Source organism: Neorhizobium sp. LjRoot104 (assembly GCF_964253725.1).
Taxonomy (GTDB): Bacteria; Pseudomonadota; Alphaproteobacteria; order Rhizobiales; family Rhizobiaceae; genus Neorhizobium.
On record NZ_CAXURS020000001.1, the window covers coordinates 2337253 to 2355972 of the forward strand.

Sequence of the window (18720 nt, forward strand, 5' to 3'; positions counted from 1 at the left end):
ATGAGGAGAAAAACCATGACGACTTGGTTGAAATGCCCGGAATTGAAGTGGCGGAACCTGACATGGTTGGGCCTCGGCGCCGTCCTTTCGGCACTCGCCCTGCCCGCTGAGGCGCAGATGACCACGACGACCGCCTCGGACATCACCGTCCGCTCCGGTCCAGGCCAGAACTATCCGGAGATCGGGATGGCCACCCGCGGCAGCCCGGCGATGATGGACGGCTGCCTGCAGGGCAGCAAATGGTGCCGCATCGACGTCAACGGCATGCGCGGCTGGGTCTATGCGGAATACCTCACCATCCTCCACAACGGCTCTGCGGTGGCGGTACAGGAATACCGCACTCAGTACGAGGTGCCGTCCGTCACCTATGAGACCACGGCGAGCGTCGCTCCTCCGGCCCCTGTTCCGGCTCCGGGCGATATCCTGCTCGGCCCGGTCGGTGCGGTCGAGGCCATCGAACCGCCGGAAACCGTCATCAGCTATATCGATGAGCACCCGGTCCAGCCGGTCTATGTCCGCAATGAAGTGGCGATCGGCGCGACGCTGCCGCCCGGGGTCGTGATTCAGCAAGTGCCGGACTACGACTACGATTACGTCGTGGTCAACGACCGCCAGGTTCTCGTCGATCCCGGCACGCGCCGTATCGTCCACATCTACGATTGAACTCCATCGATAAGGGCGCTGTTCGGCAGCGCCCTTATACGGTGGCTCGCAGCCCCCCGCTTTCCCCAACAAATGCTGTTGATTGTTCAGCCTGTTCGCGCTTTATGGCGTGCGTCAGGTTAGAGTGCGAGATCAGCAACAAGAGCTTCGGCCCCAAGATCTTCGGACCCTCGGGCAAGCAGCCGCAAAGGGAAAGGAAACGCGAGTGTCGCGCGCATCGACGGGAAAAGCCGTCAAGAAGGTCATGCCGGCAATGCCGGCAGTCGACGAAGCCCAGATTGACTTCGAGACCATCGAACTGCTTTTCTTCGCCTACCGCGATTTCGTGTCCGATCCGGATGCGATCCTCGCCAAGATCGGCATGGGCCGCGCCCACCACCGCGTCGTCTATTTCGTCTCCCGCCAGCCGGGCATGATGGTCACCGACCTTCTCGACACGCTGCAGATCACCAAGCAGAGCCTCGCGCGCGTCCTCAAGCAATTGATCGAATCGGGTTATATTCGCCAGATGGCCGGCGCCAAGGATCGTCGCCAGCGCAGGCTCTATCCGACCCTTGCAGGCCGTGAACTGGCGCTCGCCCTTTCCGAGCCGCAATCGCGCCGTATCGCTCGCGCCATGGAGGAGCTGACTCCGGACACGCGGGCCTCGGTCAAGGAATTCCTGCGCCGCATGCGCGGCCGCGACGAAAGCCTCGAGCCTATCGACAGCGACATGGACTAAGTGGGACCTTTGAGATGACGACACTGCCCCCTTCCGACGATGCGCCCCATCTTCTCGTGGTCGATGACGACACGCGTATCCGCGATCTTCTGAACCGCTACCTGATGGAACAGGGTTTTCGCATCACTGTCGCGGGCGACGCCGCCGAAGCCCGCCGCAAGCTCGAAGGACTGCATTTCGATCTGATCATTCTCGACGTGATGATGCCCGGCGAATCCGGCATTTCGCTCACCCAGTCGCTTTACCGGAACAAGACGGTCCCGGTGATCCTGCTGACGGCCCGCGCCGAATCGGAATCGCGCATCGCCGGCCTCGAAGCCGGCGCCGACGACTATCTCTCGAAACCGTTCGATCCGCGCGAACTGGTGCTGCGCATCAACAACATCCTGCGCCGCAGCACCTCGCCCGATACGCCGAAGATCGAGCAGATCATGTTCGGCCCATTCACCTTCTCGATTCCGCGCAAGGAGCTGCGCAAGGCCGCCGAGACCATCCGGCTGACCGACCGCGAACAGGAGATCATGCTGCTGTTTGCGCTGCGCGCCGGCGACACCATTCCCCGCCACGAACTGATCGGCGACGATGCGGAGGTCGGCGAGCGCACGATCGACGTGCAGATCAATCGTTTGCGGCGTAAGATCGAGGAGGATCCGGCCAACCCCGTCTATCTCCAGACGGTGCGCGGCATCGGATACAGGCTGAGTATCGATTAGCCGGGAGAGACCGGCACAGGCTGAAGGCAGGATGGCACTTTTCGACCCTCTGAAGCGCGACATAGACCGGCTGACTTTGCCGGGCTGGCGCCCGATGACCCGCTGGCTGCGCCGCCGCCTGCCGACCGGCCTCTACACCCGCTCGCTTCTGATCGTCATCCTGCCGATGCTGCTGCTGCAGGGCATCGTCGCCTCCGTCTTCATGGAACGACACTGGCGCATGGTGACCGAACGCCTTTCGGAAAGCACGGTGCGCGACATCGCCGGCATCATCGAGGTGATCCAGGCCTATCCGCAGGACAGCAATTATGATGCCATCAGCCGCATCGCCAGCGACGCTTTGAACCTCACCATCGCGGTCGAGGAAAACGGCCAGCTGCCGCCGCCCCGTTCGCGCCCGTTCTTCGAGATCCTTGACGACATCCTCGCCGACCAGATCACCCGCCAGATCCAGATGCCCTTCTGGATCGACACGATCGGAGACAGCCGGCTTGTCGAGATCCGCATCAAGTTCGATACCAGGGTGCTGCGCGTCTTCGTCCGGCGCGGCTCCACCTATGCCTCGAACACCCATATCTTCCTCGTCTGGATGATCGGGGCGGCCTTCGTTCTGGTGATCATCTCCATCCTTTTCCTGCGCGGCCAGATCCGGCCGATCCTGACGCTCGCGCGCGCCGCCGAAAGCTTCGGCAAGGGGCAGAAGACCGACGGTTTCGCCCCCCGCGGCGCTGATGAAATCCGCCGCGCCGGCCTTGCCTTCATCCAGATGCGCGAGCGCATCGAGCGGCAGATGGAACAGCGCACCGCCATGCTCGCCGGCATCAGCCACGACTTGAGGACCATCCTCACCCGCTTCAAGCTGCAGCTGGCGCTCGCCGGCAACAAGCCGGAACTGGCGGGCATGAGCCAGGACGTCGATGACATGCAGTCGATGCTGGAAGGCTATCTCGCCTTCGCCAAGGGCGAAGCGGAAGAAGATTTCGGCGAACTGCGGTTGAGCGAACTGCTTGGAAAGCTCCGGACGGAATTTGCGCTGCACGGCAAGACCATGACCTACGAGATCGACGGCGAGGACGAGATCGCGGTGCGGCCGAATGCCTTCGCCCGGCTTGTCGGCAACCTTGTGTCCAACAGCGAGCGCTACGCCAGGACGCTCCATGTGGATGCACGCCATAGCGCCAAGTGGCTGACGCTGACGCTGGACGACGACGGTCCAGGCATTCCGCCGCAATCTCGCGAGGACGTCTTCAAGCCGTTCTACCGGCTAGACGAGGCGCGCAACCTCAATGCGTCCGGCACCGGCCTCGGCCTCGCGATCGCCCGCGATATCGCCCGCGCCCATGGCGGCAACGTCACCCTCGCCGACAGCCCCCGCGGCGGCCTGCGCGCCGTCGTGCGCGTCCCCGCCTGATCATTCTTTCGAGGATCCGATGCCGATCGACGTTTCCCACATGACCTGGCTGAACCCGCGACCGGAAAGCCGTGAGGAGAACGGCAGCCTGATCGCCCGCTCCGGCTTGGAGACCGATTTCTGGCAGGGCACCTATTACGGCTTTCACCGCGACAGCGGCCACTTCCTCCATCGGACGCGAAATGGCGACTTCACGGCCGAAACGTCTTTCGTCGGCCGCTACGAGGCACTCTACGACCAGGCCGGCCTGATGGTCCGTCACGACGAAAAACACTGGATGAAATGCGGCATCGAATTCACCGACGGCGCCCCGCATTTCAGCGTGGTGATAACCAACGGCCATTCGGACTGGTCCGCCTTCCGCCTGACCGACGATTTCGAGGAAATCTCCGTCCGCGTCACCCGCATGGGCGACGCCCTCTTCGTCCAGTACCGCACCGACGTGCAGCCGGACTGGCGCATGGCGCGGCTCGCTTTCTTCCCGCCCGAGCTCGCCGAACTTTCGGTCGGCATCACCTTCTGCTCGCCGCAACGCGAAGGCTTCGAAGTCGAATTCCGGTCGTTCAGCCTCACCGATGTCGGAAGCCGCGATATCCACTGACGGCCTGCACCGCGCCTCAGCGCTTGGTCACATCAGCTTCCGGCCGTTCGGCACCGGTTGCTCGACGGCGGCAAGCACGATCGCGCCGTCTGCGTCCTCGAAGCCGAGGGTCAGGACTTCCGAGCGGAACGGCCCGATCTGCCGCGGCGGAAAATTGACGACGCCGAGCACCTGCCGGCCGACAAGCGTTTCCGGCGTATAATGCACGGTGATCTGCGCCGACGATTTCCTGATGCCGATCTCGGGTCCGAAATCGATCTTCAGCTTGAAGGCCGGCTTGCGGGCTTCCGGAAAAGCCTCGACCTCGATGATCGTGCCGACGCGGATATCGACCTTTTCGAAGTCGCCATAGGTGATGTCTTCAGCCATTCGAACTCACTCAGGCACCAAGTTCTTCGGCTCTGTCGCGCGCGGCGGCGATCGCCTTGTCGAACAGTGGCTGCATGCCGTCGTCGGCCATCAGCACGGCGAGTGCCGCAGCGGTCGTGCCGTTCGGCGAGGTGACGTTCTGGCGAAGCCTGGAAGCGTCGTCCGGAGACTGGTGGAGGAGCTCACCAGCCCCCGAGACAGTTTCCCGGGCAAGCCGCATGGCGAGGTCCGCCGGCAGGCCGGCTTTGCGGCCAGCTTCCGCCATGCACTCCACGAGATAGAAGACATAGGCCGGCCCGCTGCCCGAAACGGCGGTCACGGCATCGATATCCGCTTCGCTTGAAACCCATTCCACCGGCCCGCTGACCTTGAGAAGGGATTGCACCGCTTCGCGCTGGGCATCGGTGACCTTGGGATTGGCATAGGCGCCGGTGACACCGCGGCCGATCATCGCCGGCGTATTCGGCATGGCACGCACCATCGCCGCCTGGCCGAGATGCTTTTCGAGATAGGCGAGCGTCTTGCCGGCCGCGACCGAAACAACCGCCGTGCCGGGCCCGACGACAGACTTCAAAGACGGCAGAACCGCATCCATGAGCTGCGGCTTGACGGCAAGAAACAGGATGTCGGCGGAAGCGCCGTCGGGCACCGACGGAGAATGACGCGCGCCGGCTTCCGAGATCATCGTCTTCATGGCGTCCGAAGGCGACGGGTCGATCACCGTCACGTACGCGCCGGGCACGCCCTTCTTCAGCCAGCCCGACAGCATGGCGCCGCCCATATTGCCGGCGCCGATCAGGATGATGGATCCCAAATGACCCAAGGCCATCAGCATTCGCCCACGGTTTCGAACAGAACGGCTTCCATGGCGGCCTTCGCCTCCATGCCGGACCATACGACAAACTGGAACGCCTGATAATAGGATTCGCAGGCTTCGAGCGCGCTCGAAAGCAGCACTTCGACCTGCTGGTTGTTGGGCTCGGCACCGCCGGCCAACAGCAGCGACTGCCGGAAGATGACCACGTCTTCCTGGCGCCATACGTCGAAATGGCCCATCAGCACCTGGCCGTTGACGTGGCTCAGCAGGCGGATGACCTCGTTGACCCGGGCGTCGGGGATCTTGATGTCGAAAGCGCAGGCCAGATGCAGCGCCTCGAACTCCTCCATCCAGGAGAAGGAAACATGGTAGTCCGTCCAACGGCCTTCCACGGTCATGGCGATTTCATCTTCACCCGACCGTTCGAACGTCCAATCGTTCGAGGCAGCGACGAATTCGATCATATCGACCGGATTCGACTGGCGTTCGATTTCCATTTCCATAAGCGTCATGCGGCACCTTCTTGACCGGGATGAATGCGAATTCGTGCGGTAAAACGCCAAAACACGCGAACAATTAACCGGGAACAACACTGTCGATGATCGTCCGACGCTTCCAGAATAACGCAGTCACCCTGTCTGGAGCTTACCAAGCCGTTTCGAATCATCCTTTAAAATCAGTGTACCTAGACGGAGTCCGGCTGCCAGCCCCTCCCTCGGTTTTTACATGGGCAAAACTCCAAACTTGTTCGCAACGGAGATCAGAACGGAGTCATAAGCGACTCTGGACACTGGCTTTTTTGAATGTGTCCACAGGGCATCATTTTTTTGGTTTCAACACCTGCGCCCGCACCGAAAATCTGCTCGGCACGGTGCGATCGGAGAGCCCACACGAATGCGGAACCTCAAATGGATTTTAATTAAGTGGCTCCGCATTCGCGTGGCCTTCGGCGTCTTTTCGGGGCTTCCGGCCCCTACAGGTGATCACCTCGCCCCGCTGCGTGGCTTCGTTCACGCCCCTCCTTTCGGGACGGGCTTGCCACTTGGACGGCTCAACCGAACCCGGCCCGGCGGCCAGGGGGAGGCTTGATAGGCGGCTTCATCTGAAGACAACACCGCCATGGCTTTCACCTCCCTCACCTTCCCCGCACGTTACGTATCGAATGAGGGCGCCGGCCCCCGCCTGCCCGCGAACGTCTCGCGAAACACTCCGGCGACGGAAGCGGGGGGATTGTAGGCATGGGTCAAAAGGGCGGGGAAGACATTCCGGTAAGAAATGTTCCTCTCACCTTGGGGAGAGGAAGGAAAACAGCACCTTAGCTAAAAAGCCGAGCGCCATATCCTACGGGAGAGACAAAGGTCATCCCCGGGAAACGCGGATCACTGCCCCGAAAGCTTTGCTTCCAGCGCTTCGATCCGCGCCTTCAGCGCTTCGTTCTCGTCGCGGGCGCGGGCTGCCATTTCGCGGACCGCCTCGAATTCCTCGCGCTTGACCACGTCCATATTGTTGAGAAACCGTTCGGCCTGGGCATGAAATGCCGTTTCGACTTCCTTGCGCACCCCCTGGGCGGCACCGGCGGCATCGGTCATCAGCCGCGCGAAGTCGTCGAGAATGCGGTTTGTGCCGGTTGCCATGGTCCTGAACTCCCATATCGTCTGGCCGGCAATCCGGGCCGGCGAATGTCCATAGGGATCAAGTAGGGCCTGTGCGGCCCGCTTGCAAGCATCATCCACCGTTCGCATGAGCACTCGCTTAGATTCACCTTGACCGTGGATGGCCGCACCGCCATGTTCCGCGAAATGCCAATAGGTGGGAACCCTGTAATTTGTACGAAGCGCTTCATCTTTTCGCTCTGATGCCGTTCCCCAATATCGATCCGGTGGCCTTCTCCATCGGCCCGCTGGCCGTCCATTGGTATGGGCTCGCCTATGTCGCCGGCATCATGCTCGGCTGGTTTTATGCGCGCCGGCTGGCGGCGAACGGCTCGTTGTGGAGAGACGGCCAGTCGCCGATCACGGCCGCCCAGCTCGACGACTTCCTCGTCTGGGTCGCGGCGGGTATCGTGCTGGGCGGCCGCATCGGCTATATCCTGTTCTACGACATGGGGGCAGTGGTCGCGAACCCCATCCGCGCGATCGAGATCTGGAACGGCGGCATGTCCTTCCACGGCGGCTTCATCGGCGCGACGATCGCGATGATCATCTTCGCCCGCCGCAATGCCATTCCCGTCTGGAGCATGTTCGATACGGTCGCGGCGGTCGTGCCCTTCGGCCTGTTCTTCGGCCGCATCGCCAATTTCATCAACGGCGAACTGTGGGGGCGCCTCAGCAACGCGCCCTGGGCCGTCGTTTTCCCGACCGGCGGTCCGTTCTCGCGCCACCCGAGCCAGCTCTATGAAGCCGGCCTCGAAGGCATCGTGCTCGTGCTGGTGCTGGCGCTGATGATCTTCCGGTTCAAGGCGCTGAAGGTCCCGGGGACCATCGCCGGCGCATTCGTCATCGGCTACGCCCTATGCCGCATCTTCGTGGAATTCTTCCGCGAGCCGGATGCGCAACTGGGTTACCTGCTCGGCACCAACTGGCTGACCATGGGCATGATCCTGTCGCTGCCGATGATCGCCGCCGGCCTCTGGGCCATTGTCCGTGCCCGCGCGGCGGTAACGTCCGCGGCGAAGGCCTGAGGGGAGGCGCGCCCGTTGAGCACCCCCCTCACCGAAAAGATCAAGACGCTGATCCGGACCACCGGCCCGATCAGCGTCACCGACTATTTCGCGCTGTGCCTCGCCGACCCGGACTACGGTTATTATCGCACCCGCGAGCCTTTCGGCCGTCACGGTGATTTCATCACCGCGCCGGAGATCAGCCAGTTGTTCGGCGAGATGATCGGCGTCTTCATGGTGCATGCCTGGCAGCAGCACGGCGCGCCCACGGGCGTCAGGCTGGTGGAGATCGGTCCTGGCCGCGGCACGATGATGGCCGACATGCTGCGGGTGATCAAACGCATCGCGCCGCGGTTTTTCGAAGACTTGCACGTGCACCTGGTCGAGACCAGCGAACGCCTGCGCGGCGTCCAGCGCATCACGCTCGAGGCCTTCTCCACCAAGATCTCCTGGCACGACAGTTTCGAGGACATTCCCGAAGGTTTTACGCTGATCGCCGCCAACGAGTTGTTCGACGCGATCCCGATCCGCCAGTTCGTCAAGACGCCGACCGGTTTTCGCGAACGCCTCGTCGGCCTGACCGCCGAGGACGAACTCGGCTTTGCCGCCGGCGTGGCGACGCTCGATCCGCAGCAGCTGCCCTCGCCCGTCGCCGGCATTCCCGACGGCACCATCTTCGAACTGTCGCCGGCCCGACAGGCGGTGATGCTCACACTGTGCGAACGCTTGCGGACCTTCGGCGGCACGGCTTTGATCATCGACTACGGCCATCTGGTCACCGGTTTCGGCGATACGCTGCAGGCGGTCCGCCAGCATGACTATGATCCGCCGCTCGCTCATCCCGGCGAAGCGGATCTGACCAGCCATGTCGATTTCGAGGACCTCGCGCGCATCGCCGTCTCCACGGGCGTTCACCTGAACGGCGGCCTGCACCAGGGCGACTTCCTGTTCGGCCTCGGCCTTGCCGAGCGGGCGACCGCGCTTGCCAAGGACAAGGAGCCAACCGAGCAGCGCCTGATCGCCGCCGCCGTCGACCGGCTTGCCGGAGAAGGTGCCGGCAAGATGGGCGAACTCTTCAAAGTCATCGCCGTATCGAGCCCGGCATTGAAGCTGATGCCGTTCCGGTCGGTGGAGTAAACAGCGGCCGTCAATTCATCAACCGATTGACATCCGCCCTTTTCTTGCGCCACTCTCGCCCTAGATCGAAGCAGCGGGCGTATTTCGAAGAGCCCGCACAAAACCCCGTCAAATCAACAGGATAGAAACCCCCGATGCAGGACAGACCCTTGCCGGAGCCGATCGAGAGCCCCCTGTTGAACGACAGGGCCGGCGCCCGTATCCGCCATGGTTTCTTCACCCGCAAGGGCGGCGTTTCGCAAGGCCTCTATGCCGGCCTCAACGTCGGTATCGGCTCGGACGACGACCGCGAGAGGGTCACCGAGAACCGCGCCCGCGTTGCTGCCTGGTTCGGCCTGCCGCTCGAAAAACTCGCGACCGTGCACCAGGTCCATTCCCCCGACGTCTTCGTCATCGACGAGACCTATGCCGGCGAACGGCCGAAGGTCGATGCGATGGTGACGAGCGCGCCGGGCGTGGCGCTCGGCGTGCTTGCGGCCGATTGCGGCCCGATCCTGTTTGCGGACGGCGAAAACGGCGTGATCGGCGCCGCCCATGCCGGCTGGAAGGGAGCGCTGACCGGCGTGCTGGAGAACACGATCGAGGCGATGCTTTCGCTGGGCGCGACGCGCGAAAACATCACCGCTGTGCTCGGCCCCTCGATCGGTCCGGCGAGTTACGAGGTCGGCCCGGAATTCGTCGAACGGTTCCTGAGCCACGATCCATCCTACGAAGCTTTCTTCACACCGTCATCGAAGGCGGGGCATTCCATGTTCGACCTGCCGTCGCTGACCGTCAGCCGGTTGAGGGCATCAGGGGTGCGGGCCGAAAGCCTCGGCCTCGATACCTATCCGGATGCGGAACGGTTCTATTCCTACCGCCGCACCACCCATGCCAAGGAGCCGGATTACGGCCGTCAGATTTCAGCAATCGCACTTCGGGAGAATTGATATGGCACTGCATTTCGAGAGGAGCGAATACGCCGACCGGCTGACGCGGCTGACGGAGAAGATGCGCGCCGACAAGCTGGATGCGCTTTTGATCTTCGCGCAGGAAAGCATGTACTGGCTGACCGGCTACGACACGTTCGGCTATTGCTTCTTCCAGACGCTGATCGTCAAGGTCGATGGCTCGATGACGCTGCTCACCCGCTCCGCCGACCTGCGCCAGGCCCGCCACACCTCGATCGTCGAGAACATCAGCGTCTGGGTAGACCGGGTGAATGCCGATCCGACGCTCGACCTCAAGAACCTGTTGAGCGACATGGACCTGCTCGGCGCCAGGATCGGCGTCGAATACGATACCCACGGCATGACCGGCCGCGTCGCCCGGCTCATCGACAACCAGCTCGCCACCTTCGGCCAGATCAGCGATGCCTCCTACCTGGTCAGCACGTTGCGCCTCGTCAAAAGCCCGGCCGAAATCGCCTTTGTCCGCCGTGCCGCCGAGCTTGCCGACGACGCGCTCGATGCGGCGCTGCCGCTGATCAAGGCAGGCGGCGACGAGGCGGAAATCCTCGCCGCCATGCAAGGTGCCGTCTTTCTCGGTGGCGGAGACTACCCGGCCAACGAATTCATCATCGGCTCCGGCGTCGACGCGCTGCTCTGCCGCTACAAGGCCGGCCGCCGCAAGCTCGACGCGACCGACCAGCTGACGCTCGAATGGGCCGGCACGGCCGCGCATTACCACGCGGCGATGATGCGCACGGTCATCGTCGGTGAACCGTCGCCTCGCCACCGCGAGCTTCACAAGGCCTGTCTGGAAACCATCACGGCGATCGAGGAGGTCCTGCGGCCCGGCCAGACCTTCGGCGACGTCTTCGACACCCATGCCCGCATTCTCGACGAGCGCGGCCTGTCGCGCCACCGCCTCAACGCCTGCGGGTATTCGCTCGGGGCGCGTTTCTCGCCCTCCTGGATGGAGCACCAGATGTTCCACTTCGGCAATCCGCAGGAGATTCTGCCGGACATGACGCTGTTCGTGCACATGATCATCATGGATTCCGACAGCGGCGCCGCCATGACCCTCGGCCACACCTACCTGACGACCGAAGGCGATCCGCAGCCGCTTTCCCGCCACACCCTGGAGCTCATTCAGCGCTGAACGCCGCGAAAATCAGGCGATTGACAGGTTGGGAAGCCCAACCCTAAGCTCCGGCCGAGGAATCTGAGGCAGGAGACGGGCATGCGGCTTTCCGGAACACTGTTGTCCGCTGCCCTGCTGGCGGTCGTGCTTGCCTCCTGCAATACGACGGAAGCACTGACCCCGCAGGCGAACGTCGGCGGCGGCGGCGCGAGGGCCTCATCACCGGTGACCCAGGCCGAAACCGACCGCATGGCGAGCTCGGCGCAGCCGGAAACCTACAGCGGCGGCTATCGCTCCGCCCCCCAGAACACGCTCGAAGCCCAGGCGCGGGCGCTGGAATCCGGCAGCGCCGTCTCGCCCTCCTCCTCCGGCGCCCCGCCGCAATGGCAGGGACAGGGGAGCCAGGACCAGCAGCAGATCATGCAGCCGACCGCTCCACCCCAGCAACAATCCCGTCAGCAGCAGAGCGCCTCGCTGCCGCCCGCATCCGGCCCGACGGTCCGTTTCCTGCCGATCATCGGCGCCCCGGTGCAGGCGGTGACGCCGCTGTCCCGCCAGCTCGGCGCCCAGGCCCGCGCCAACGGGCTGACGATCCGTCCGTCGAGCGACAACAGCACCGAGCATATCCTGAAAGGTTACTTCTCCGCCTTTTCCGACGGCGGCAAGGTCACCATCGTCTATGTCTGGGATATCCTCGACGGTTCCGGCGCCCGGCTGCACCGCATGCAGGGCCAGGAAAGCGTGCCCGGCAGCGGCCAGGATCCCTGGGCTTCGGTACCGGCCTCGACCATGGAGACCATCGCCGCCAGGACGATCCAGGACTACGTGGCGTGGCGCCAATCCCAAGGCTGAGCGGTCCGCAAGAGCGATCCTTTACTGAACCTCAAAAGCCACGGGTCACAGTTTCTTCATAAAAAAGAGTGAGCGGGTGCGAAACGCACTTGCATTCGAAGGCCGCGGCGGTAAAAGGCCCGCATCCAGCTTCAAAACAGGCGGACCGCAATGAAGGTTTTCGCAGGCAATTCGAACCGGCACCTTGCCGACGGGATCTGCAGCTATCTTAATGTTCCAGTCGGAAAAGCCAGTGTAAGGCGATTTGCAGACCAGGAAATCTTCGTTGAAATTCAGGAAAACGTGCGCGGTGAAGATGTCTTCATCATCCAGTCCACGTCCTTCCCGACCAACGACCACCTGATGGAACTGCTGATCATGATCGACGCCTTCCGTCGGTCGTCGGCCAAGCGCATCACCGCCGTGCTCCCCTATTTCGGGTACGCCCGACAGGATCGCAAGGCCGGTCCGCGCACGCCGATCTCGGCAAAGCTCGTCGCCAACCTGATCACCGAGGCCGGCGCCGACCGCGTGCTGACGCTCGACCTGCATGCCGGGCAGATCCAGGGATTTTTCGATATCCCCACCGACAATCTCTTCGCGGTGCCGGTTCTCGCCCGTGACGTGAAAGAACATTACGACCTCAACAACGTCATGGTCGTCTCGCCCGACGTCGGCGGCGTGGTTCGTGCGCGTGCGCTTGCCAAGCGCATCGACTGTCAGCTCGCCATCGTCGACAAGCGCCGCGAGCGCGCCGGCGAGTCCGAGGTGATGAACGTCATCGGCGAGGTCGACGGCAAGGACTGCCTGCTGATCGACGACATCGTCGATTCCGGCGGCACGCTCTGCAATGCAGCCGAGGCGCTTCTGAAGAACGGCGCCACCAGCGTCACGGCCTATATCACCCATGGCGTGCTCTCGGGCGGCGCGGTCGCCCGGATCGCCGCCTCCAAGCTCAAGGAACTGGTGATCACCGATTCGATCCAGCCGACCACCGCGGTTCAGTCGGCCCACAACATCCGGGTCATCTCCACCGCCAACCTGCTCGGCGAAGCCATCAATCGCACCGCGATGGAATCCTCCGTCTCCAGCCTCTTCGACTGAGCTTCTTCTGCCACAAGTATTTGGCTAGAGTCCCCCCGCGAATGCAACAAGGGGTGAGTCGCAATGTTTTCCTTTATCGGCCCGTCGAAGAGACTGGCCATTTTCCTTCTGATACCGCTGCTGCTGTCGGCATGCGTCGATAGCGGCAGCGGGCCCGGCGGCTATTACCCGCCGCAACGGCCCCGGCCGGACTGGAACCGTCCCCAGAGGCCTGATCGCCCCGATTGGGATCGTCCCGGAACTCCCGATCGCCCCGGCAGGCCGGACCGTCCAGACTGGGATCGCCCGCAGAGGCCGGATCGGCCCGACTGGAACCAACCCGGCAGACCCGATCGTCCAGACCGGCCGGATCGCCCGGACTGGAACCAGCCTGGCCGTCCTGATCGTCCTGATCGCCCCGGCCGTCCCGGAAGGCCTGAGGAACCCCGTTTCTGCACGCGCGAATACCGTCCCGTTTGCGGCCAGCAGGGTGGGCGTACCCAGACGTTCCCGAATGCCTGCGAGGCGGCCAATGCCGGCTTTGGCGTCGTTGCGTCCGGCGAATGCCGCCGCTAGGCGGCCGGCTTCAAGCAACGGTAAATCCTCGATGGAAAACGCCGGAACCATGGTTCCGGCGTTTTGCTTTGTGCCGGCGCTTCGGCTAGAAGGCCCCCGAAGAAGGAGACAAGCATGGCCGCACGCGACCGCTATTCCCGAAAGCTCGAATGTTCCCAGTGCGGCAATGTCGGCTTTGCCGAGGTTTCCGAGACCGACGACAGGCGGCAGGGCAATCGCGATTTTCGCATCGATGAGCTGCCGAAGGGCTTCCTGACAGAATTCGCCTCGACCGATCCCCGCAAATACATGATCCGCTGCAGCCAGTGCGGCCACAAGTTCCGTTTCGAGCAGAAGACGGTCTATGCGCCGGGCGGCGAACCCCGGCGCTGACGCCGAGGTCAGGCGACCTTGGCGGCCGGTGGAGTAATCTCGTCCTCGGCCTCGCCATTGACGATATGCTCGATCCCGGCCCGCGGACCGGGCTTGCCGAAAAGGTAACCCTGGACCTGCATGCAGCCTTCCTTGCGCAGGAAAGCGATATGCGCATCGGTCTCCACCCCTTCCGCGAGCACCGGGATGTGGAGGCTCGAGGCAAGGATCAGCGTCGAGCGCACGATCGCCGCCGACTGTTCGTTGCGGGAAAGCCCGTCGACGAAAGTCCGGTCGATCTTGATCTTGTCGAAAGGGAAGGACATCAGCGTCGAAAGCGACGAATAGCCGGTGCCATAGTCGTCCATGGCGATCTTGACGCCGAGGCTCTTCAGGTGGCGAACGGTCTGAAGCGCCCGCTGATGGTCGGCGATGATGCCGGATTCGGTGATCTCCAGCTCTAGCCGGCCGGCACTGAGCCCTGTCTCGCTGAGGATATCGCGAACCCTGGTCGGAAATTTCGGATCGGCAAGCTGCTGGGCGGCGACGTTGACGGCGATGCCGAACGGCTTTTTCCAGCTCGCCGCCTCCGCGCAGGCGCTCCGCAGAACCCAATCGCCGAGTTCGACGATGAAGCCGGTGCGCTCCGCGATCGGGATGAATTCGCCGGGAGAGACCAGGCCCCGCACCGGATGGTTCCAGCGCAGAAGGACCTCGAAACCGACCACCTCTCCCGAAAACGTATCGTTCTGCAGCTGGTAATAGAGTTCGAACTGCCCTGCCACCAGCCCCGAGCGCATGTCCATGGCAAGCGCGTTGCGTTCGCGGGCCGCCTGGTCCATCGAGGAGTCGTAGAAGCAGATCACGTTGTCGCCGGATTGCTTGGCGCGGTACATGGCGACATCCGCCTGCGCCACGAGATCATCGACCGTCTTTGCCTCTCCGGGATAGAGCGCAATCCCGACACTCGAGCCGACCGTCAGCGTATTCCCGTTCCATTCGATCGGCTTGCAGATTTCGGCAAGCAGCCGATTGGCAAGCGCCATCGCGTCCGAGCGCTTGTAGTACATATGCTTCAGCGCGACGAACTCGTCGCCGCCGACCCGGGCGATGAACTCGCCCTCGCCGGCCGCCTCGGCAAGCCGGCCGCCGATCGCCCGCAACACCTCGTCGCCGGCCGCATGGCCGTGGACGTCGTTGACCTCCTTGAAGCGGTTGAGATCGAAGGAAAGCACCGCGATGCGAACGGCGAGGTCCGCCGGGCGCGCCGCGATATCGGCGAGCTGCTCGTTGAAGGCGGCGCGATTGGCAAGGCCGGTCAGCGCGTCGTGCAGGGAAAGGTGGCGATACTGCTCGACGGCGGCCTGGGTGGTACGCGCATCGATCAGGTAGGTGGCCGCCGTCAGCGCCAGCAGGATCAGCATCTGCGACAGCACGCCGAAGCCGAGGACGACCGGCGGAACGACCGCGTTCTGCAACATGGCGCGAGGGTCGAGAATGACATCCATCGCGCCCATGGCGGTGAAATGGGTCGTGGCGATCGCCAGGATCATTGCCAGCACGGAACCGTATTGGCAGAAGCGCGTCACCGGGCGCAGGACGCGATTGGTCGTCAGGGCGCCGAACAGGCCCGCAAGGATCAGCGAGGCGATCACGTAGGAGCGATCCCAGCCGATGACGCCCGGCACCTCGTAGGCGGCCATGCCGGTATAATGCATCGCAGCGATACCGAGCCCCATGACCATGCCGCCGGCCTCGACGAGCACGGAGCGGCCGCCATAAATCGCAATGCCGAGACCGACCGTGGCGGCCACCACCGCGATCACGAACGACAAAAGCGTTTGAGCCGGTTCATATCCCGCCTGCCCACCCGAGAGATAACCGAGCATGGCCAGAAAGTGCGTCGTCCAGGTGGTCGATCCCCCCATGAAGCCCGCAAGGAAAAGCCAGATGACCTTCTCGATCCCGCTCCCTCTGCGAGCACGGGAAAAAAGCCGGATGGTCAGGAAGGATCCTGTCATGCAGATCAAGACTGCGCAGGCGATATAACGAAGGTCGTGCTCGACGAAGATGCAGGAGAAAACGCGGAACATGAAAGCCTGTTACTTTTCAACTGGTTTGGTTGAGAAGTTTTAGCATTGAAACATGTTCGAAACGTTCCTTTGGATGGTAAACGGCGGCTGACTGGCAAACGCGAAGCCGCCTCAAGAAGCCGTAGACACGTCGTCAGATCATTGAATCGGCTGCCCGTTGACGCTGAAGGTCTTGCCGTCCTCGAACTTGATGTCCCAGCGCAGGCGGCCGTCCGGTTCCGTCTTCGCCATGCCCTTCGCCATCATCATCGCGAACGAAACCTGGTTGAACTCCGGATCGCTCTTGGCGGCCGTCTGGAAATACTGGATCAACCTGTCGATATCGCGGGCAAGGATCGAGGTTTCGAGCGTATAGCGATCCTTCTCCTCCGGATTACCCTTGACGTTGCCGGAGGCTTCGACATCGTAGAGCGCGGATTTTGCCGCGACCCGCGGGAAATCGACTGTCAGCTGGCCGTCGTCGAGGAAGGCCTTGCCGAGGCGCTCGCCCTCCTCATCGGGCAGCGGACCCGGCTTTGAAAAGTCCATTTCCATCAAGGTATCGACGAAGCGCTGGAAGTTGAGGTCGGCCACCCCGACCTCCATCTCCGCCATGTCGGGCACCAGCTGGGCGTAGAGCGGCGGGATGATGCCGTCCGGCGTCGATATGTTCTCGACGCGGGCACCGAAGCCGATCCGGGTTGCCGCGGCGGGCTCGCTCATAGTGAACATGTAGTCGAGCTTGTGGACGCCGAAATCGCCGATCGGGCTCGCCACGGTGAACTGGTTGAAGGTGATCTTTTCCGACAGCGCCGTGAAGAACGGCATCGCCCCGCGGACGAGATCCTTCAGTTTTGCGATCTCGGCCTGCGAGGGCTTTTCGTCGTTGACGAGTTCCAGCACGAAAGCGACAAGATTGCGGAGCTTTTCGGCCACCACGCCCTGAACACTGACGTCGAAATCGAGGCTTTCGGCGCGGATCTGCACCAGCGGCGTTTCCGGCATCGCAATCCGTTCGTAGAAACGCGAGAAAGACCCCTTGCCGGTGAAATCCGTGCTCCCGGCAGCGGCACTCGGCGAGGATGAGAGCGAATAGTTCGTGCTCGCGAAACTCGCCTCGACCTCTTCCTTGCCGCTCTTCGAGACCATGCGGATCGGGCCTGACGTCACCTCGCCCGAGCGGAAGTAACTGATCGCCGGATCGAAAATGCCGGAGAACACCATGTCGGTGACGGAATAGTTGAGGTTCGTCGCCTTGCCGTCGGGCATCTTGCCCTTGACGGTGAAATTCATGTCGCTGTCGCCGTGGAACTTCCACTGGCCGTTATCGAGGGGCGCGGCGAAGACCGAATACGGCTTCAGGCCGTAAACAGTGAAGTCCTTCTTCTTGACGGACTTGAGGAGCTTGTCGAAATCATAGCTGATCTCGTAGCGCTCGCCAGCCGGCTTCACGGTCAGGAACCCGGTGGACTTGACCGAATCCGGCAGGAAGTAGACGAGGCTTTCCCTGAGGGTCCGGGCGCCCTTGTCGTTGATCTCAGCAGCGGCAACCGGGTATACGCTGGACGCAGCCATAACGCTGGCCGCGATCAAAGTCCGTTTCATGAATCAAGCCCTTCCCTCGTTCAACGGGCACCAAATTGGAAGACGGGCCGCCGAAGTCAAGCGTAAGCCCTTTGTTTTCAGGCCGAAAAGCTTGCACATTCCGCTTTGTTGTATTATAGCGCGCCGGTCCGCGTAGACACCCTTGGAGGCAACGCGGATGAAGCGCATCGGATGGTGCCCTTCAGTTTGACGTGGTGAGCTTCACCGCCGAAAAACTCTCCAAACAACCTCGAAAGGATATGCCATGAGCCACGCATCTTACGAGCTCAAGGCCGAGGCGCGCGAACGGGTAGGTAAGGGGTCCTCCCGTGAACTTCGCCGCAACGGTTTCATTCCTGCTGTCATCTATGGTGACAAGCAGTCCCCCCTCGCGATCGCTCTGTCGACCAACGAAGTGACGAAGCGCATCCATGCCGGCGGTTTCATGACCACGGTTGCCACGATCGAAGTCAACGGCGAGAAGATCCAGGTCCTACCGAAGGACTATCAGCTCGATCCGGTCCGCGACTTCACCATGCACGTGGATTTTCTGCGCGTCTCGGGCAACACGGAAGTTTCCGTTGAAGTTCCGGTTCACTTCGTCAACGAAGAGAAGTCCCCGGGCATCAAGATCGGCGGCGTTCTCAACATCGTCCGTCACGAAGTCGAGCTGCTTTGCCCGGCCAACGACATTCCGGAATTCCTGACCGTCGATCTGACGGGCGCGAAGATCGGCGACAGCCTCCACATCTCCGCCGTCAAGCTGCCGGCTGGCGTTCGTCCGGTCATCTCCGACCGCGACTTCACCATCGCGACGATCGTCGCCCCGGCTGCAGGCGTTGCCGAGGAAGAACCGGCTTCTGCCGAGTAACCACGGCCGAAATTCTTGAAATGGGACCCGCTTTCTTGCGAAAGCGGGTTTTTTATTGTCGATTGAATACAATTTCGTAACCCTGCTTCCGTAATTCGTTCGAATCTTGGCACTGTCGTTTCAGTGAAGTTTAATGAATAGGTGAAACGATGAACGCTACTTCAGCATGACGGGAAAAGTCCGGCGCCAGCCAGACG

At 62.6% G+C, this 18720-nt stretch carries 20 protein-coding genes; 14 read left to right on the plus strand and 6 right to left on the minus strand.

Going from position 1 to position 18720, the window contains the following annotated elements; genetic code table 11:
• The first annotated feature begins 15 nt into the window (after positions 1–15).
• The 5 genes from ACSQ8R_RS11860 to ACSQ8R_RS11880 all read left to right on the plus strand — a co-directional run bounded on the left by ACSQ8R_RS11860 (position 16) and on the right by ACSQ8R_RS11880 (position 4109).
• The gene (locus tag ACSQ8R_RS11860; RefSeq protein ID WP_436253536.1) at positions 16–663 is read left to right on the plus strand and encodes a DUF1236 domain-containing protein; all 648 of its coding nucleotides are present in this window, start codon (positions 16–18) and stop codon (positions 661–663) included.
• A 244-nt stretch (positions 664–907) separates the two neighbouring features.
• Positions 908–1384 carry a MarR family winged helix-turn-helix transcriptional regulator gene (locus ACSQ8R_RS11865; RefSeq protein ID WP_436255450.1) on the plus strand — a complete coding sequence of 159 codons (477 nt, stop codon included), beginning with the start codon at positions 908–910 and terminating at the stop codon, positions 1382–1384.
• Between the two features lie 14 nt (positions 1385–1398).
• Entirely contained in the window at positions 1399–2097 is a 699-nt protein-coding gene (locus ACSQ8R_RS11870) for a response regulator (protein ID WP_436253537.1), read from the plus strand.
• Between the two features lie 31 nt (positions 2098–2128).
• Positions 2129–3508, plus strand: coding sequence for an ATP-binding protein (locus tag ACSQ8R_RS11875; RefSeq protein WP_436253538.1), 1380 nt, complete (start codon positions 2129–2131; stop codon positions 3506–3508).
• 19 nt (positions 3509–3527) lie between these two features.
• Positions 3528–4109, plus strand: a complete 582-nt coding sequence (locus tag ACSQ8R_RS11880) for a DUF1349 domain-containing protein (RefSeq protein WP_436253539.1) — start codon at positions 3528–3530, stop codon at positions 4107–4109.
• Positions 4110–4136: 27 nt separating this feature from the next.
• Here the strand turns inward: ACSQ8R_RS11880 and ACSQ8R_RS11885 are convergent, their stop codons facing one another.
• From ACSQ8R_RS11885 to ACSQ8R_RS11900, 4 genes are all read right to left on the minus strand, one after another.
• Positions 4137–4478, minus strand: coding sequence for a tRNA-binding protein (locus ACSQ8R_RS11885; protein ID WP_436253540.1), 342 nt, complete (start codon positions 4476–4478; stop codon positions 4137–4139).
• Between the two features lie 10 nt (positions 4479–4488).
• On the minus strand, positions 4489–5307 hold the full coding sequence (gene proC / locus ACSQ8R_RS11890; RefSeq protein ID WP_436253541.1) for a pyrroline-5-carboxylate reductase: 819 nt from the start codon (positions 5305–5307) through the stop codon (positions 4489–4491).
• Entirely contained in the window at positions 5307–5807 is a 501-nt protein-coding gene (locus ACSQ8R_RS11895; protein WP_046631097.1) for a YbjN domain-containing protein, read from the minus strand. Before ACSQ8R_RS11895 ends, proC begins: the two co-directional genes overlap by 1 nt.
• Before the next feature lie 867 nt (positions 5808–6674).
• A complete protein-coding gene (locus ACSQ8R_RS11900) occupies positions 6675–6929 on the minus strand; it encodes an accessory factor UbiK family protein (RefSeq protein ID WP_037076291.1) in 255 nt (84 codons plus the stop codon).
• Positions 6930–7150: 221 nt separating this feature from the next.
• Here ACSQ8R_RS11900 and lgt point away from each other — a divergent pair, with 221 nt between their 5' ends.
• From lgt to ACSQ8R_RS11940, 8 genes are all read left to right on the plus strand, one after another.
• Positions 7151–7975 carry a prolipoprotein diacylglyceryl transferase gene (gene lgt / locus ACSQ8R_RS11905; protein ID WP_436255451.1) on the plus strand — a complete coding sequence of 275 codons (825 nt, stop codon included), beginning with the start codon at positions 7151–7153 and terminating at the stop codon, positions 7973–7975.
• Positions 7976–7990: 15 nt separating this feature from the next.
• Positions 7991–9091 carry a class I SAM-dependent methyltransferase gene (locus ACSQ8R_RS11910; protein ID WP_436253542.1) on the plus strand — a complete coding sequence of 367 codons (1101 nt, stop codon included), beginning with the start codon at positions 7991–7993 and terminating at the stop codon, positions 9089–9091.
• A gap of 134 nt (positions 9092–9225) precedes the next feature.
• The gene (pgeF, locus tag ACSQ8R_RS11915) at positions 9226–10020 is read left to right on the plus strand and encodes a peptidoglycan editing factor PgeF (protein ID WP_436253543.1); all 795 of its coding nucleotides are present in this window, start codon (positions 9226–9228) and stop codon (positions 10018–10020) included.
• Position 10021: 1 nt separating this feature from the next.
• Positions 10022–11173 carry a M24 family metallopeptidase gene (locus ACSQ8R_RS11920; RefSeq protein ID WP_436253544.1) on the plus strand — a complete coding sequence of 384 codons (1152 nt, stop codon included), beginning with the start codon at positions 10022–10024 and terminating at the stop codon, positions 11171–11173.
• Between the two features lie 81 nt (positions 11174–11254).
• Positions 11255–12007, plus strand: coding sequence for a hypothetical protein (locus tag ACSQ8R_RS11925; protein WP_436253545.1), 753 nt, complete (start codon positions 11255–11257; stop codon positions 12005–12007).
• Positions 12008–12157: 150 nt separating this feature from the next.
• Positions 12158–13090, plus strand: a complete 933-nt coding sequence (locus ACSQ8R_RS11930) for a ribose-phosphate pyrophosphokinase (RefSeq protein WP_436253546.1) — start codon at positions 12158–12160, stop codon at positions 13088–13090.
• 63 nt (positions 13091–13153) lie between these two features.
• Positions 13154–13645 (plus strand): hypothetical protein, encoded by a 492-nt coding sequence (locus ACSQ8R_RS11935; protein ID WP_436253547.1) that lies wholly within the window; start codon positions 13154–13156, stop codon positions 13643–13645.
• A gap of 114 nt (positions 13646–13759) precedes the next feature.
• On the plus strand, positions 13760–14017 hold the full coding sequence (locus ACSQ8R_RS11940) for a hypothetical protein (protein ID WP_037076303.1): 258 nt from the start codon (positions 13760–13762) through the stop codon (positions 14015–14017).
• Positions 14018–14025: 8 nt separating this feature from the next.
• On the opposite strand, the gene ACSQ8R_RS11945 is transcribed toward ACSQ8R_RS11940, so the two are convergent.
• Positions 14026–16089, minus strand: coding sequence for a putative bifunctional diguanylate cyclase/phosphodiesterase (locus ACSQ8R_RS11945; protein WP_436253548.1), 2064 nt, complete (start codon positions 16087–16089; stop codon positions 14026–14028).
• A 138-nt stretch (positions 16090–16227) separates the two neighbouring features.
• Positions 16228–17673, minus strand: a complete 1446-nt coding sequence (locus ACSQ8R_RS11950; protein WP_436253549.1) for a hypothetical protein — start codon at positions 17671–17673, stop codon at positions 16228–16230.
• A 244-nt stretch (positions 17674–17917) separates the two neighbouring features.
• Between ACSQ8R_RS11950 and ACSQ8R_RS11955 the strand changes: the two genes are divergently transcribed.
• Positions 17918–18523, plus strand: a complete 606-nt coding sequence (locus ACSQ8R_RS11955; protein WP_046639011.1) for a 50S ribosomal protein L25/general stress protein Ctc — start codon at positions 17918–17920, stop codon at positions 18521–18523.
• Positions 18524–18720 lie beyond the last annotated feature (197 nt).